Source organism: Chryseobacterium sp. JUb7 (assembly GCF_024806495.1).
Classification (GTDB): domain Bacteria; phylum Bacteroidota; class Bacteroidia; order Flavobacteriales; family Weeksellaceae; genus Chryseobacterium.
On sequence record NZ_JANUFF010000012.1, the window covers coordinates 121,554 to 138,149 of the forward strand.

10 protein-coding genes are annotated in these 16,596 nt (G+C 35.2%); 4 read left to right on the top strand and 6 right to left on the bottom strand.

Annotated elements, in window-relative coordinates:
* Nucleotides 1-45: 45 nt before the first annotated feature.
* Nucleotides 46-450, bottom strand: coding sequence for a hypothetical protein (locus M2373_RS18720; protein ID WP_259112773.1), 405 nt, complete (start codon nucleotides 448-450; stop codon nucleotides 46-48).
* 304 nt (nucleotides 451-754) lie between these two features.
* On the opposite strand from M2373_RS18720, the gene M2373_RS18725 reads away from it, so the two are divergent.
* On the top strand, nucleotides 755-3,667 hold the full coding sequence (locus M2373_RS18725; RefSeq protein ID WP_259112774.1) for a pitrilysin family protein: 2,913 nt from the start codon (nucleotides 755-757) through the stop codon (nucleotides 3,665-3,667).
* A gap of 132 nt (nucleotides 3,668-3,799) precedes the next feature.
* Here the strand turns inward: M2373_RS18725 and M2373_RS18730 are convergent, their stop codons facing one another.
* Genes M2373_RS18730 through M2373_RS18750 form a run of 5 tightly spaced genes read right to left on the bottom strand, consistent with a single transcriptional unit; the run spans nucleotide 3,800 to nucleotide 10,432 of the window.
* Nucleotides 3,800-4,243 (bottom strand): ABC transporter permease, encoded by a 444-nt coding sequence (locus M2373_RS18730; RefSeq protein ID WP_259112775.1) that lies wholly within the window; start codon nucleotides 4,241-4,243, stop codon nucleotides 3,800-3,802.
* Nucleotides 4,244-4,249: 6 nt separating this feature from the next.
* Nucleotides 4,250-4,681 carry a hypothetical protein gene (locus M2373_RS18735; protein WP_259112776.1) on the bottom strand — a complete coding sequence of 144 codons (432 nt, stop codon included), beginning with the start codon at nucleotides 4,679-4,681 and terminating at the stop codon, nucleotides 4,250-4,252.
* On the bottom strand, nucleotides 4,681-5,820 hold the full coding sequence (locus tag M2373_RS18740; RefSeq protein ID WP_259112777.1) for a beta-ketoacyl-ACP synthase III: 1,140 nt from the start codon (nucleotides 5,818-5,820) through the stop codon (nucleotides 4,681-4,683). The genes M2373_RS18735 and M2373_RS18740 overlap by 1 nt, the downstream gene beginning before the upstream one ends.
* Before the next feature lies 1 nt (nucleotide 5,821).
* A complete protein-coding gene (locus M2373_RS18745; RefSeq protein WP_259112778.1) occupies nucleotides 5,822-6,736 on the bottom strand; it encodes a dialkylrecorsinol condensing enzyme DarA in 915 nt (304 codons plus the stop codon).
* 42 nt (nucleotides 6,737-6,778) lie between these two features.
* The gene (locus tag M2373_RS18750; protein WP_259112779.1) at nucleotides 6,779-10,432 is read right to left on the bottom strand and encodes an MMPL family transporter; all 3,654 of its coding nucleotides are present in this window, start codon (nucleotides 10,430-10,432) and stop codon (nucleotides 6,779-6,781) included.
* A gap of 196 nt (nucleotides 10,433-10,628) precedes the next feature.
* Between M2373_RS18750 and M2373_RS18755 the strand changes: the two genes are divergently transcribed.
* The 3 genes from M2373_RS18755 (at nucleotide 10,629) to M2373_RS18765 (ending at nucleotide 16,595) form a co-directional block, all read left to right on the top strand.
* Nucleotides 10,629-11,636 (top strand): hypothetical protein, encoded by a 1,008-nt coding sequence (locus M2373_RS18755; protein ID WP_259112780.1) that lies wholly within the window; start codon nucleotides 10,629-10,631, stop codon nucleotides 11,634-11,636.
* Entirely contained in the window at nucleotides 11,633-12,772 is a 1,140-nt protein-coding gene (locus M2373_RS18760; RefSeq protein ID WP_259112781.1) for an EpsG family protein, read from the top strand. Before M2373_RS18755 ends, M2373_RS18760 begins: the two co-directional genes overlap by 4 nt.
* A gap of 337 nt (nucleotides 12,773-13,109) precedes the next feature.
* On the top strand, nucleotides 13,110-16,595 hold the full coding sequence (locus M2373_RS18765) for a T9SS type A sorting domain-containing protein (protein ID WP_259112782.1): 3,486 nt from the start codon (nucleotides 13,110-13,112) through the stop codon (nucleotides 16,593-16,595).
* Nucleotide 16,596 lies beyond the last annotated feature (1 nt).

Sequence of the window (16,596 nt, forward strand, 5' to 3'; positions counted from 1 at the left end):
AACCCTGCTAAAACTCATAGGTTTTTAAAATGTATGAGGTTTGATTTATTTACCGTTGAAGTTTTTTAATTCATCCACTGAAATTCCGAAGGCATCGGCATATTTTTTCAGAACGGATTCGCTTAGTGTTTTAAATATCTTTGGCTTTGCATGTCTTTTTACACGCCATTGCCACATTCCGACATAGGCCGCAAGAACCTGCAGGTCCATTTTATTCAATTCCATGAAATAAATAATAGGACTCACCATATTGCTGGCAACATTTTGTCTGGCTTCCTCAATTCTTTCGTTAATTAAGGCTAGAGATTCATCCAAAGCTGCCTTTTTAACATCCCAACCGATACTGTTTGCAGTTGTATAGTTATTGTTTTCATCAGTCACGTACAATACTTCAGTCATGTTTGCTGATTTCAGATTGCTTTCGTCTTGAGGAAGGTCTTGCTTTTTCATCTAAATATGGTTGTTTTTTTAGATTCCGGATGAAAAAAATCACCCCAATTCATGATTAAATTTATCAATCGGCTAAAATAGTGAAAATAGATTATATGTTTATCATATTAAAACTGTTGATATTTAGATCACTTTTTTTTGTTTAAAGTTAAAATTGATGTGTTGAATATTGATCAATTTCGTTATTCATTGCTTTTATCAGCAGGACCTGTGAAATATATCATATTTAAAGATTCTGGTATGTAACAAGTAAACATTTATCTTAGACTAATAAATTTTAAAAATTTGATTAACAAATAATTCTATGAAGAAATTTTTTATTTCTGTTTCACTCTTTTGTATGTTGAGTGCGATGGCTCAGAAATTTGAAACTCAGAAGCTGACGGACAATCAGGGGTACTCGTATGAAACGGTGAAGAATGACCAGTCTGGGGTAAGGGTGTATACATTAAAGAACGGATTGAAAGTATATCTTGCAAAAAATGAAGATGCCCCAAGAATCCAAACCTACATTCCGGTAAGAACAGGCTCCAATAATGACCCGAGTGATAATACGGGATTGGCTCACTATCTTGAGCATATGGTTTTCAAAGGAACTTCGCATTTGGGGACTCAGGACTGGGCAAAAGAAAAAGTTTTGCTTCAGCAGATTTCTGATCTTTACGAACAGCATAAAGCTGAAAAAGATCCGGCGAAGAAAAAGGAATTATATAAAAAGATTGATGAAGTTTCCCAACAGGCGTCAAAATTTGCTATTGCCAATGAATATGACAAGGCTATTTCGTCTTTGGGAGCGACAGGTACGAATGCTCATACCTGGCTGGACGAAACCGTTTACAAAAATAATATTCCTGCCAACGAACTTGCAAAATGGCTTAAAGTAGAAAAAGAACGTTTTTCTGAATTGGTTTTAAGACTTTTTCATACAGAATTGGAAGCTGTGTACGAGGAGTACAACAGAGCTCAGGATAATGACGGACGTTTGGTAAATTATGCATTAATGGAAGCTCTTTTCCCGAAACATCCAAATGGTCAGCAGACGACGATCGGAACTTCTGAACATTTGAAAAGCCCTTCAATGGTAGCAATTCATAAGTATTTTGATACCTATTACGTACCTAATAATATGGCTGTGGTTTTAGTTGGTGATCTGGATTTTGATAAAACGATAAAACTGGTTGATCAATATTTCGGAGCTTTCAAATACAAAGAATTGCCGATGAAAAAAATGGTAACAGAAGAGCCGATGACATCAATTGTTACAAGAACTGTGAAAAGTCCTTCTGCACCAAGAATGACAATGGCTTGGAGAACGGATTCTTACGGAACCCAAGAAGCTAGATTGGCTGATATTGTTGCTGAAATTTTAAGTAACAGAGGTGATGCCGGTTTGATAGATCTTAATATTAATCAAAAACAAAAAACATTAGGAGCAGGAGCTTATGAATCTCCGTTCAAAATGTATGGCTCGTTTGCTTTGACGGTAACTCCTAAAGAAGGGCAAAGTTTTGATGAGGCTAAAAAATTATTATTGGGCCAGGTTGATCTGGTGAAAAAAGGGCAATTTCCTGATTGGATGCTGAAGGCTATCGTTAATGATAAGAGAGTTCAGAGAATGAAGACCTGGGAAACGGCAGATGGCTTGGCAACTAATCTTTATGATTCTTACATCAATGGAAGAACATGGGAACAGGAAGTGGATGAGATTAATAAATATGAGAAAATTACAAAAGCAGATATTGTAAAATTTGCGAATGAATTTTTCAAGGATAATTATGTTGTCGTTTATAAAGAAAAAGGAGTTAATGATAAATTGGTTCGTGTAGAGAATCCTGGGATTACACCAATTGAGCTGAACAGAGGTGCACAGTCACCATTCCTGAAAGATGTTCTTGCGATCAAACCAGTAGAGATCAAGCCTGAATTTATCGATTATAAAACAGCCATCCAGACTTCTCAAATTAAAGATAAAAAAGTAAGTTTTGTAAAAAATAAGTACAACGAAATTGCTCAGGTAAATTATATTTTCCCGTTCGGAACAGATAATGATAAAGAACTGTCTCTTGCTATTACAGCTCTGGAATATTTGGGAACCGATAAATATACTCCTGAACAGCTGAAGGAAGAATTCTATAAATTAGGAATTTCAAATTCTTTCAGAACGTCAAATGATCAGACGATTATTACTTTAAGCGGGCTTGAAAGCAATATGGAAAAAGGGGTGAAGCTGATGAATCATTTGTTGACTAACGTAAAGGCTGATAAGGCAATTTATGATCAGACGGTAAAGACGATTCTTGAAGCAAGAGAAGTTGCTAAAAAAGATAAAGCCAGAATCATGAATGCTTTGAGCAATTATGCAAAATACGGAAAAGATTCCCGAATGACAGATATTGTTTCTAAAGAGCGTATGCAAAGCCTTAATGTCGCTGATCTGATGAAGAAGATCAAAACAATCAATCAATATCCATATGAAGTTTTCATTTATGGTCAGGATCAGCAGACTTTAGAAAAAGCAGTGAAACCTTATATTGCCAATACGACATTGCAGCCTGCAAAAGCAAAAGTATATGCTGAGCCTGCAACTGAAGGAAAAGTGTATTTTACAAACTACGACATGGTGCAAATGGAAATGTCTAAAATTGCAAAAGGGAGCAACGTGAATCTTGGAAACTTTGGTAAAGCCAATGTTTTCAACGAGTATTTCGGTCGCGGACTGTCTTCTATTGTTTTCCAGGAGATCAGAGAAAGTAAGTCTTTGGCTTATTCTGCTTATGTTTCTTATGCAAACGCCAGTGAAAGCAATCATCCGAATTATGTGACTAATTATATCGGAACACAGTCGAACAAACTTCCGTTAGCCGTTACTGCTATGAATGATCTTATGGCGCAGTTGCCACAAATTCCTGCTCAGTTTGAAAACTCCAGAGGATCTGCATTGAAACAAATCGCTTCAAACAGAATCAACAGAACGAGTATTTTCTTTAACCAGTTAGCATTGAAAAAACTGGGCGTAGATTATGATATCAGAAAAGATGTATATTCTGAAATCCAGGGTCTGACCTTACCACAGCTAACCAGTTTCTATGACACAGAAATTAAACCATTAAAATACAATACAGCCATCATCGGGAAAAAAGAAAACCTGAATATGGAATCTATTAATAAGATGGGGCAGTTTACAGAAGTTTCTCTTGAAGAGATTTTTGGATACTAATTTTTAGTGTAAATATAAAATTTGAAAGTGGGGTAGAAATACCTCACTTTTTATTTGAATAAATTCTGTGATGCCTGGAAATAACAAAAGCTGTACAAACGTACAGCTTTTATATATTTACGGTGAATTTTTCTATGATTTCACTTCCTGAATAAACAGATTAATCTCTGCTCTGATCAATAATTCATCATTATTAAAAGTCTCACAAAAGATATTGCAGATATTATCAAATTGAGAAATAAGAGATGCCTTAGAAATGATTTTGTCTCCCACCTTAGGTAAAGCAAATACCTCAATTTTTTTGATATTGGTAATAAAACCAATTACTTTTGTTTCTACTTCATCGCTTTTGAAAAAGCTCTGTCCGAGAATTGATGAACAGGTCTGTGCTAAATTTTCTATTAAACCGGCTTCTGCAAATTCATGGTTATGCACGAATACATTATCCTCTAAAATTTCAAAGGAAGTCACAACTTTTTCTTTAGTTAATTCTAAAATATAGTCAGCCATCAGCATCGGTTCGCGATGCGGCAGAAAATTGTGAATATTGATGATATTTTCTTCCTTGATTTCCATTGAAATTTATTTTACAACTGTTTTCATCTGGGAGCTTGCAATGATGTCGTCATTCAGTTTTGTAACGATATCTACCAATGTGACACCCATTATTTCATTCAGAATGGTGACTTCTGTTTTCAATAGATCTCCCACGTGAGGTAATTTTTCGGCATCAAAAGATTTGATGACACCGATATATCCCGTCGGAGCTTCTTTTCCTAATAAATAATATTTGTAACCTGTGTGTAAAGCTACACTTTGTGCCTGATGCTCTACCAGACCTGAAGCCTGAAAAATGCCATCCTGAACAAAAATATTCTCCTCTTTTATTTCAAATCCTGAAATTAAGTGTGTTTCAGAATAATCTGCAATGCTGTTTACCATGACAAAAGGAGATCTTTGTGGAATTAAACTTTCCACGAAATGCTGATCAGATGTGGGTAATTTATTTTCCATTAGCAAACCGTTAATAATGCGCAAGAATAGGCAAATCTTCCACTTTCAGGAACACAAAGAAGTACTTTTTCTCCTTTTTTCAGTTTTCCGGAATTCATAAGCTGTTCTAAGGCAATAAAAATAGAACCAGCTCCGATATTCCCCACATCAGAAAGGTTATAAAACCATTTTTCCCAAGGAAAGTCCAAACCTACTTTAGCAAATTCGTCTTTCAGTCCTTCTTTGAAATAGCCGGAAGAAATGTGTGCTAAAACATGATCGATGGTATTAGGATCAAGATCATGCTTGTCGAAAGAAGATCTCAAGCTTTCAGCACCTTTTACCAGTATATATTTATCTAAAATTTTAGTGTCCTGTTTTAAGGCAAAAATGGATTGTTTCAGCCATTCATCAGATGGGTAATCTGCCCATGACTGCAGGCTTCCGTCTTCCTGTTTTTCACATCCCGCATACATACAGGCTTCAATCTCGTGAGCATAAGAATAGAAATCAATAAAATCGATTTTTAAAGAAACTTCATTTTCTCTTGGTTTGTTTTCCAATAAGAAAGCTCCGGCCCCGTCAGAAAGCATCCATCTCAGAAACTCTCTTTTGAAGGCGATAATTGGTCTTTCTTCCAATAACACAAGATTTTCTGCTTCGTGATTGAATTTATCAGCGGTCATCCAGGCAGACATTCTTTCAGATCCTGCACAAACAGCTGTTTCCTGAACACCTGCTTTGATCGAAAGAAACCCATAATTCAGGGCGTTCATTCCTGAATTACAAAGACCTGTAGCGGTATTAATTTCAATAGATTTTCCGATATTTAGTTCACCATGAACCATAGAAGCGTGTGAAGGCTGAATCTGGTCTGGAGAAGTTGTTCCGACTGATAATAATTTCAAGTCTTCTTTTTTGAAATTTTCATCGAAAAGTCCCTCAATAGCTTTTGCAGTCAGCTGGGCATTCGTATGAGTAGGGTTTCCTTCTTTGTCTAAAGCGTAATACCTTGTCGTGATTTTATTGTTTCTTAAAATAATAGACTTTGCTTTAGATTTAGCGCCATTTATATAGCCAAGATACGTTTCCATTTCATCATTAGAAACCGGCTCATTGGGTAGGTATGTTGATGCTTTTGTTATAAATACGTCGTACATTCTATTTTAAATTAATTCCTTGTAAATATTCTCTCTGTCTTTTTCTTTTAAACCAAAAAATTGGTGTTGTGAGTAGGTGTAAAACTAAAACTATCGGTGAAATGATCCAGATAGCAGCCATCAAATATACCTTAAAGAATTTTATCAGCAATGGTCGCTTTTCTTTTTTCTTGATAATCAGATTAGACCAGATGGTAAAAATCTTATTTCCTACTTTTTCTACTCTCACTAAAAACGGACGTATTTCAACGGCTCCGTTTTTTACCAAATCAGGCTGAAGATTAGTGAAATCATTATTCTTACAATGAGTTTCAATAATTCTGCCATACTTTACAGAACCCGTGATTTCTTCATCTGAAACTCCGGCTGCAGGAAGTATTCCAGATTTTTCTTTCTGCCCTGTTGTCAGCCAGCGCAAAATCGTTAATACACTTGTATAATTATCATGTCTGTCTACCAGTGCAATATTTCCTATAAGCTGAGCCCGCATATCTCTTAAATACACTTTAAGCTTTTCCTGCGAAAGCATCCACATATTTCTGGTTGCAGAAATGGTAACAACAGGAGTATCTTTCAGAATATTCTGGGCAAAACCACTTTTCAGAAACGAAATAATCGGAATGGAAGGGGTTAAATACCAAACCTGATACCCAAAAAGAATAAGGTCAAACTTTTTGTTTAAAACTTCTTCCGGTGGTGGAAGAATCTCACTTGGAATCTGTAAATAGGATTCCGGGAAAGTATTAAAAAATACATCATTCGACCAAGGAAAAGCAAAGTCTTCCTTAAGCTGAATGTTGTAATACGTTACTTCATATTCTTCGTTTTTATCTTCAAACGGCTGGGCAATATTTTTTACAATATCTTCTAATTGCCCGGTTTGCGTATAATATATAACGAGTATACTTTTTTTCATTAATATTTTTTAGCGTTTACAAAAATATGCTTTTCATATTTATTATTTAGACCTAAATACTTTTAAAGATTCTGAACTGAATTCCGGGAGATAATTACTATTCTTAAAAGAATTGTTTTTTATTCCCATAAAAATGATAGTTTCAGGGAATTCTGTCACTTCATTGAGGTTGAAATTTTCATCAGAAATCAAAAGAACGTTAATGTTTTTAGAGACTTCTGTGGTATCTTTTATATAATTGATCTTTCTTCTTTTAACTAAATAATTCTGTTGAGCCGTTTGTCGTTTCTCGGTATCTTTAATGATTGTAAAAACTTTTCTGCCTGCCTGCTGAAGAGTTAATATAATATCTTTTTGTCCGAAATCATTCGCAAAGTGCAGAATATTTGCATCCTTTGGAATGTATTTATTCATTTCATAGTAAACAGATTTGTTGACGCTGAAATCGTCTTTTACATTTTTTACCACTTCTGTATCTTTATATAGAAAAGTCAGCAGTAATTTCTTTTTAAAATAATTTTCGTCTTCGAGTTCACTTCTTAACAGAGCAAATTCTTCTCTGAAGTAAGCATTGATTTTTTTTGTACGCTCAGAATAATTTTTACCAAAACTCAGGTCGTCTTTTCGGATTCGGTCTCCCACTTTTACCGTAATGGCTCCGTCATAAATAATGAAATCTCCTTTTGGCAGTACTTCCGAATTTCCGTGAATGTAAAGAGGCAGGATATCGAGTCCGAACTGTTCGGCCAGATAAAAAGCACCTTTATGAAATCTTTTTACATCATTGGTGTAAGAGCGTTCTGCTTCCGGGAAAACAACTAACGAATATCCCTGATCGATTTTTTCTTTCAGTTTTTCCATTCCGTTTTCGATACCTTGAGAAACGGGATAAAAACCTAGTGCCCGTACCATTCTTCCGAAAACAGGAGACTCGTACACCCAATCATTCACAAGATAGACAATCTTATGAGTGGCCATAGCAATTGCCAGTGTGTCGAGGAAAGAAGTGTGGTTAGCAATAATGACTGCCGGTTTACTGAAATCTTCTTTCGTATTTTTAATGACCTTCTTCTTTACAAATGGATTAGAATATAAGACCGAAGTTAAAAACTTCGCCATAATTAATTTAATAAGGTCTAAAGTTTTTCCTTTGGAATTTTTAACAAAAACACTTCCTATAAAAGAGAACATAATACCGCCTAATCCATAATATAAAAATGATACGCTTGAATGTAAAAAAAGTCTGAATGTAATAGGGGAGAGTCCTTTCTTTGCTCTGTTTGTAATTAATAACCTAAACCAGAAAGGATAGAGTGTTGAGGTAATAATAATGACCGAAAACATTCCGATTAAAGCTACCAAAGCCAATGAATGCAAGGCCGGATGTTTTGCAAAAATCAAAGAGCCAATAGATAAAATAGTAGTGAAAACTGCCAGAATAATAGAAGTTCTGTAAGTGGGGAGTTCATTTTTTCCGGTAGTATGCTCTTTTTGCATTGCCTTTGTCAGAAAAATACTGAAATCGTCTCCCACTCCGAAAACCAGGGTGCAGACAACAGTGCTGAAAATGTTCAGTTCCAGGCCTAAGAAATATAGGATTCCTGCGGTTACCACTCCCGTTAAAACAATCGGAAACATGGTAAGAACAGTCAGTTCAAAGTTTCTGAAGAAAACGATAATCGTTAAAACAATCGCGAGAAGAGAATAATTGATCAATGTGTTAAAATCTCTTTTCAGTAAGCCTAAAAAGTTTTCATTCATCTGTTGCCGGTCGATCGCCAGAGCATCGTGATTTTTTTCTACGTCTTTGATGAACGCATCTCTTTTCTTTTCATCCACTTTTACAACGTTTGAAACAGTATAAAAACCGTTTTCATTGCTTAAAAACTCAGAAATCTGTAAAGCTTTTACTTTTGAATAATCTTTTAAGGTTAATGTAGAGTAGTCTTTATTTAAATTTTCATTAAACTGATCAAATGCTGAAGAGTTGAATCCGAATTGATTTCCACTGCTGATTAATTCAGAAAGCGTCTGGTTCTTCTTATGAGTATCCCAGAATTTTTTCCATGCGTTGATTTTCTGTTGCTGATCTTTTTCTGATAAAACAACATTCCCGAGAGAATTGTAGCTTAGAATCTTGCCGTCTTTCTTCTCTTTTTCAAGGAAATTACTCAGATGGGAGTTTCTTGTTAATGCTTCATTCTCAGAGTCCCCATAAGAAATCGTGTAAATTGATTTTGACGTGATGTCCGAAAGCTTTTCAAGCTTTGCTTCACTTATTTTTAAATCTTTTGGAATGTAATTTAGATCTCCGATATCTTCATTGAAGCCAACATGTCTGAATCCGAAAAGACAGGCAATAATAATGACAGAACAGCCAATAATTAAAGGTTTATTTTTCTCATAAGGATAAGACCCTATTTTATCGATAAAATTGGTGTTGAGTTCAGATTCTTTTTTCTTTGGTGTATAAAGCTGTGGAACAATGATCAAAGCAGTTATGGAGGATAGAATAACGGTAATTGCCGCGAAAAGACCAAGATCTTTCAATGCTTCCGAACGTACAAAAACCAGACATAGAAAAGAAACAGCGGTTGTTGCGCTGCTCAATATAATAGGCTGTGTAATCTCTTTATAAAGTTCCTCAATATTATTGTTATGCTTATAATGCGTAAGAATATGCAGGGCGTAATCAATGGTAATTCCGATCAGAATAGCTCCGACACTTAAAGAAATTGCCGAAATTTTATCTTTAATAAAGTATAAAATCAACAGGGCTAATAAAACAGAAAATACTGTCGGAAGGAAAACAATAATAGGTGTAAAGAAATTTCTGAAATAGTAAATCAGCAAAATCAAAAGCACAGTCATAGAAATCATGACCGTATTCTGGATGTCTTTTTTGATTTGTTGGGCATTGGCAACAGCAATAACAGGAGATCCGAAATAGCTGACTTCGGTTTTCCCCTTGAACTGTTTGTTGAGGTTGTCTTTTATATTATTTAACTGATTGATAAAAGACTCATTGTTTTTGGTATCGTTGCTTTTGTTTTTAGGCTCAATAAAAAGGAGCAGATTTTTCCCGTCTTTGGTAACGATATAATTGTCTTCCAATTTAAAATCTTTACTGATATTTAAAGCATTCAGTTTTTTAATTCCTAAAAATGTGATGCCCAGCGGATCTTTTTTAATAAATTCTTTAGTAACAAGGCTCGTTGGTGAAACCAAAGAGACGTAGTTGTTCTCAACCTGTTTTGCAATGCTGTCTTTCTTAAGTTTTCTCTCAATCTCTTTGTAATCGTTTTCATTCAGAAACAACGGAAGGTTCTGATTTACAAAATCGAAGGTCTCGGAGATTTCGTTGTCGTTTACTTTCCCCTGAACAGAGCCGATATATTTTTGCAGAGGCTCAAGTTTGGTTAAAAAAGTATCTGCTGTTTCAGAAAGCTGAAATTGATCTTCTTTGGACTTATTCTCAATAATTACAATGATTTTATCTGAAAAATTAAGCTGTTTTAAAACTTTGGCTGTGAGATCAGATTTTTCATTTTTTGGGATGATCTGATTGATATCTTCCTCAAAATTAATTTTTGAAGCAAAAAATCCACAGACAACGGCGATTCCAACTGCAAGAAATACAGAAAGAAGCCTGTTTTTGGAAATAAGATAATATAAGTATATAAAGAAGCGATGCATTACATTGTTAAAATCAAGTTTGCAAATTTAATTTTTTCATGATTAGTTCAAAATGTTTTAACAATAAGTTTTGTCTGAAAATCAATAAAATATTCTAGGTGGAAAGAAAAAAACTTATACTTTTGCAAAAGTTCCCAATTGATGAAAATACATTTTAAAACAAAAAACTTCTATAGTAAAGGAACTTAGATTTAATATGTTTAAAATATTTGATGAAAAATTTAACGGATTTTTATTTGTAATAATTCTCCCTTTTCTGCTGTTCTTTATGTCCTATTACGGATTTGAGACCTCCTATGTGGTAGGTATAAAATCCTGGGAAAAAGCACCCGATTTTATGTTCTCGTCGGTGTATGCGTATAGAGTAATTCCGAATTACTTAAGTGTGCATGTGACCGAGTTTGTTACTTATGTAATCAATAATTATCTGCCTTTTGCCAAAAGCTTTCTTTTAAAGCAGGGTTCTTTATTTTATCACAGTACTTTTCTGATCAATGTTTTCTTTTTTATATTGACTTCTGTTATTTTACATTCCATTCTGAAATTGAAACCGGTTGAGCTGCTGATGAACAATCATGTTAAAAGGTTGGTTCATCTGATTGTGATATTTTTTATCGTGATCATGCAATATGTTCCTACCAACTGTGATTCTATTGCTATGTTTTTCTATGTGGCCGGAGTCTTTTTTACATTAAAGTACTGGGATGAGAAACGAATTATGGATCTTATTTGTTTGAGCGTCATTATATTTGTTTCAACATTTGTAAGAGAAACAGCCTGCCTTAATATTTCATTCTTTGCTGCTGTTTTCATTGATTTTGATCAGTTGAAAAAGAGAAACTTTACTTATATAAAAGAAATTATTTTATTATTTATTGCTTTTATTTTGCCTTATGTAGGTCTGAGGATGGCAATCCGCCAGGATACATCATTTTTTGAAGGTGTTTATCTTATTAAGAACTTTACAAGTCCATACAACCTGATGGGTTTGCTTTTCGGCTTGCTCAGTTTGTATTTGGCTTACGGATTTTGTAATTCGGAAGGAAAGCAGATCTTAAGGAAATATTTATTTTTCTCATTGCCGTATCTGTTAATGATAGCATTAGTGGGGCTTTTTTGGGAAACAAGATTATTTATGCCGTTGATTCTTACCGGATTTATAGTGGCTTCATATCAGTTTAAAAATATCATACCAAATCCATGAGTTTATTACACCCATATTATATAATTGCGATTATATACATGCTTATTTTTAGCTACCAGGAAGTTTTTCATGGAAGAGTTAACAAAAAATGGCTTTGGATTTTAGGAGGATATCTAATCATTATTGCCGGACTTAGAGATAACGTAGGTCCCGATTATGGTAGCTACAGGGGTATTTATATTTATTCTGATACTAAAGATTATGTATCGATTTTTCTGAAGGCACTTACTATTAACGGTCCTCAGCCTATGGAGGTCGAATGGCTGTATGTTTTAATTAATAAAATACTGCTGAACATATTCAATGCGCCTTATTATATGCTGACCTTTGTGATTGCTATTCTTGCAATCTATTTTAAGGTAGAGTATACAGATGATAATACTTTTTATCCTTTTACGTTCATGCTTTTTCTGTTTATTCCCGGTTTCTTTATTGGAGAAAGTGGTCAGATCAGACAGAATTTAGGGTCTTTCATTGCGTACTTCGGGATAAGGTATATTAAAGACAGGAAGCTCTGGGCTTATCTTTTGTGTATTTATTTAGCCGGAGGAATTCACAATGTCTGTTATGTGTTTTTGCCGATGTACTGGCTGGTAAGAATTCCTTTAAACAAAGCTGTAATGCTTGTTATGATTCTTGGCTCTGTGTTTTTGGCTCCGTTTGAGGTGTATAGGTATTTTGGTACCTTTATGAACAGTATTGCCGCAGATAATACACTTTCGGTTGGTTTCAACGGATATGTAGAAGAATCTGTGGAAAGGATTAATGGTGCTATTGGTATTCCGGAGGTGATGATGGCGATTCTCACATTCTTCCTTTTTGCATTTGATAACAAGATGAAGGAAAAGTTTCCTTATTACGAATACCACAGAGCTTATGTGGTAATTGGAGTCTGTTTTTATTTTATTTTCCGAAATAATCCCATTTTCTCTTCAAGACTGGCGGGAGCATTTATCGGTTTTGCATATGTTATCATTCCGAATGCTATGTATGTAGTATCGGCCAACGCAAAAAAAATGATTTATTCTTTTATTATCGTTTTAACGATCTTCAATTTTGTGGTATTTTCAAGTTTCAAAAATATCATCGGAGGAAGGTTTACTTTTGATCTGTATAAAAACCATATTTTACCTTAATAGGATTTCCTTTTCAAAAAATATTTCAAATATTATAGAGAAAGACAATGTTTTTAAACGTTGTCTTTTCTTTTGTTTAATGTATTATTTAAATTATCTATGGCGATTATGATTATTAATATTAATTCAAGTTGACTGTAAACATAAAAAATTTCTTTAAAAATGCTGTATTTTCGCAACGCGCAAGTTGGAAAATGTAATTTTTGTATATATAATTTAATAATTTTATTTAATTTACAATGTATCTTATGTATTTTATTGTTATCTATAAAATAAATTGATATTTTTTAACGAGGGCTTAAATGTTGTACTGTTTTGATAACGCAAATTCAAGGAAATGAAAAAGTCAGTTAAAAATTTGACGGCAATATTTTTTTGCCTAGTGTCGATTGGTATTTATTCTAAGAATAAGATAAAAACGAATGAAATCTTTTCAAATTACACCTATTCTGAGCGGTTTTTAAAAATTCAGGATACTGTGGTTAAAAATCCTCAGTTGATTGTCAATGAAAAAAATAATAAGACCAAATCTGTTCTTAATAAAGACATTCCTAAAGACTGGTCAAAAGCACCCAACAGCTATATTTTTGATCCAGGTCAAAGTAGTGAAGGTCTCTATATTCCCGTAAGGAAAGCCTACATCATGTGGGAGCAGGATAAACTCATGGGTGGAGCTCCTATTCCCAATGGTAAAATAACAGCTGATGTTTTATGGGAAGATATCCACGGATTAATTAAAACAGGAGCACTGTATGACCTTGAGATTTTAGATTCGGGGGCAAATGCAAAAATAAAAGTTCCGATTAACAAATCTAAAAAAGGAAATGCCGTTATCGCATTCAGAGTGGGAGGGGAAATCTTCTGGAGCTGGCATGTATGGGTGACAGATGATCCGACAAATGGAAGTACCTATAAGAGTTTTGCTAATCTTAAGAGAGAAAAAAGTGACGGAACAGTAGAAGTTATTCCTGATTCGGATTGGGGATGGATGGACAGAAATCTTGGAGCTGTCACCAGTTCTATTACCGCTAATGAATGGAATCGAAACGGCGGTCTGCTTTATCAATGGGGTAGAAAAGATCCTATTCCGCCTCTGGTTTCAAGAGGGAATGATTTTTATGAAGTTTCCGGCTCTATCGGAAGAATAAGACATAGAGGGGCCAAAAACTTCACCAATGCGACCAGTATTGATAATCTGAGAAAATTTGTACTCTTGTCAGGTGCTCAGGTTCCGGATAACATCAGACTTTCTGTGAAGAATCCCTTAAGTCTTATTTATGTTAATAAAGATGATAATTCAGGTCCGGCCTATTATAATAACAATACCAATTTGCCCGTCAACTGGTTTGGGAAATATTTTAATCTCACAGATAATCTCCTGACAGAGCTTAATTTATGGTCGGATAATTCTCAGGGGAAAATTACAGCAGGATATAATGATGATGCGAATGGAAAACCTTACCGTGATAAATCTTCTTACGATCCCTGCCCGAACGGATGGAGAATGCCTTCAATGCTTGTGGCAAATCTTGCATCGCAAACCTATATTGATGATATCAGGCTAGATTATTCTCCTTTTGGAGTAAGAACGAATATGGGCAAGAATGTATTTGAATCTAATAACTATCATATTATAAAACCTACAGATGCAGGGTTGCCAATTTTTATGGCAGGATTTAAAGTATATTCCAATGTCGGATTTGATTTATCTAATGTCGGTGGTTTTAATATGGGTGTTTTTCCTGGAACCGGACAGCTGATTTTAGGGTTGCATTCAGGACAATATTCGGATCAGCATCACACAGGATTGTGGACGGCGACAATGGCTAGACAGTTCGATGCAACACCGGCAACTTCAGCAAGAGGGTTGTATATGATTCCGGATAGGGATCAGCCGGATGTTCCTGACGCATCTCTGTCAATGGTGAAAGGAAGATATTGGTACCGCCCGCTGTATGCAATGAATACTTCTGATGCGAATGGATGTAGATGTATAAAAGATCCGCTGTATGTAGCCGATAATTATAATTTTCCCACAGAATTTTTGGCTTCTGAAACAGAATATCGCGAAGGTATTAATAATCCTAATACCTATCAGGTGCTGAAAAGCGCTATTGCTACGAGCATTGAAATTCCGGTAAGTAAGGCTTTTTCGGTTCAGAGTCAGCTTCTGAATAATAAAGATATTCTTAATCCTGCTAATTTTAATGATTTAAAATCGAATGTTCTCTGGACGACGAATACTTCTCTTATTAACAAAGTTGCCATTCCGAATGCTTCTCCGGCTTCACTATCAGCTATTTCCAATTCAAAAATTGTAGTGACCCTTAATCCGAATCAAAGCGGAAATGCTGTGATCACTTTACACAACGGAAATATAGCCAGTCCTGTGTATTGGAGCTGGCATATTTGGGTGACCGATACACCGGTGTCTTCTTATTCATATACTACAGAGTTACCCGTCACCAGCGCTACGAATTATATAAACTATCTGACGAAAGGAGATAATGTATTCCAAACCGAATTCATGGACAGGAATCTTGGCGCTACAGATGCCTTTCCTGTAGTCGTAAATCCACTTACTCCTACTGCTGCAGAGTTAGCAAGAATAAAAGCCTCAACAGGATTACATTATCAATGGGGAAGGAAAGATCCTTTACCAACTTTTCAATATGCGGATGACAGGGCTTCTTATTCCGTTTATCTTGGAAGCACAACAGCCAGCGGAACGCTTACTTATACAACACTTCCTAATGCAACTTATAATAATATGTCGGGAAGTTATATGGTGCCTTACAACACCTATGCAGGTGTTGTTAATGTGCAGACTACAGACAAACCTTCTGAAAAAGTGGCTAAGGTTTTATCCTATTCGGTAAGAAATCCTTTGGTATATATGATTCCTAGTACATTTGCTTCTTTTAACAGCGGTACTGCTGCGTATACGAACGGTACTGATTGGGTCGCTAATGAACCCAACTTAGCTCCGGACAGATGGGGAAGAGGTGGTAAAAAGTCTCCTTTTGATCCGTGTCCGGAAGGATGGAGGATTCCGGACCTTAGTGGAGTTGCTATTGCGACCAACAAGGATTTCGGATTGACGCCCTGGTATAAAAAAGATAAGAACGTAGCAACCTCTTATAGTGTACTTACAGACTATTATGGTCTTAGAGTGAGAAGAAGTGCATCTTATAGCTATACTATTGGTTATATCTACAATACTTCAGAATATCCTGTTGGGAATTATCCGAACTCAGGATCAAGGGGCTTCAGAAGTGTGGTCGCAAATCAGACGGCGCAGGGAACTTATAATATGATTAATTTTCAGTATCCCGGAGTGTGGACTGCAGCTTTAAATTCAAACTATATGGGCAGACCTATCAATGTGATCTTTGATGCAGCAGCTACAGCCAATCGTATGATTGCTTTTCATGATAATAATGACCCATATTTTGGACTAAGCTGTCGTTGCGTAAAGATTAAATATGATGCTAACGGCAATGAAGAAGGAGTGATTCCGAAACTGCCGATAACATCTTTGCCTGCGATAAAAGCAGCAAAAGCCCTGAGCACTGTTGAGGTGCAGGAAATCGTAAAAGAGGAAAGGATTATATTATTTCCAAACCCGGTAAAAGAAGAATTGCATATTAAGGCTCCCGATTATAAAGACGGATATTATTATCAGATCTATAATATGTCCGGGCAGCTGATAAAATCCGGGAAATTCGAAAGCGGTAAAACGAATGTTTCGTCACTGGTTTCCGGAGCCTATCTTGTGAGAATTAATGAATCTAAGGAAATTGTGAAAATTATCAAGCAATAAG

Excerpts from the sequence above, each read along its gene's own strand:
- M2373_RS18735 (WP_259112776.1), bottom strand. The coding sequence starts at position 4,681 with ATGGAAAATAAATTACCCACATCTGATCAGCATTTCGTGGAAAGTTTA.
- M2373_RS18745 (WP_259112778.1), bottom strand. The coding sequence starts at position 6,736 with ATGAAAAAAAGTATACTCGTTATATATTATACGCAAACCGGGCAATTA.
- M2373_RS18730 (WP_259112775.1), bottom strand. The coding sequence starts at position 4,243 with ATGGAAATCAAGGAAGAAAATATCATCAATATTCACAATTTTCTGCCG.
- M2373_RS18740 (WP_259112777.1), bottom strand. The coding sequence starts at position 5,820 with ATGTACGACGTATTTATAACAAAAGCATCAACATACCTACCCAATGAG.
- M2373_RS18720 (WP_259112773.1), bottom strand. The coding sequence starts at position 450 with ATGAAAAAGCAAGACCTTCCTCAAGACGAAAGCAATCTGAAATCAGCA.
- M2373_RS18760 (WP_259112781.1), top strand. The coding sequence starts at position 11,633 with ATGAGTTTATTACACCCATATTATATAATTGCGATTATATACATGCTT.
- M2373_RS18725 (WP_259112774.1), top strand. The coding sequence starts at position 755 with ATGAAGAAATTTTTTATTTCTGTTTCACTCTTTTGTATGTTGAGTGCG.
- M2373_RS18755 (WP_259112780.1), top strand. The coding sequence starts at position 10,629 with ATGTTTAAAATATTTGATGAAAAATTTAACGGATTTTTATTTGTAATA.
- M2373_RS18765 (WP_259112782.1), top strand. The coding sequence starts at position 13,110 with ATGAAAAAGTCAGTTAAAAATTTGACGGCAATATTTTTTTGCCTAGTG.
- M2373_RS18750 (WP_259112779.1), bottom strand. The coding sequence starts at position 10,432 with ATGCATCGCTTCTTTATATACTTATATTATCTTATTTCCAAAAACAGG.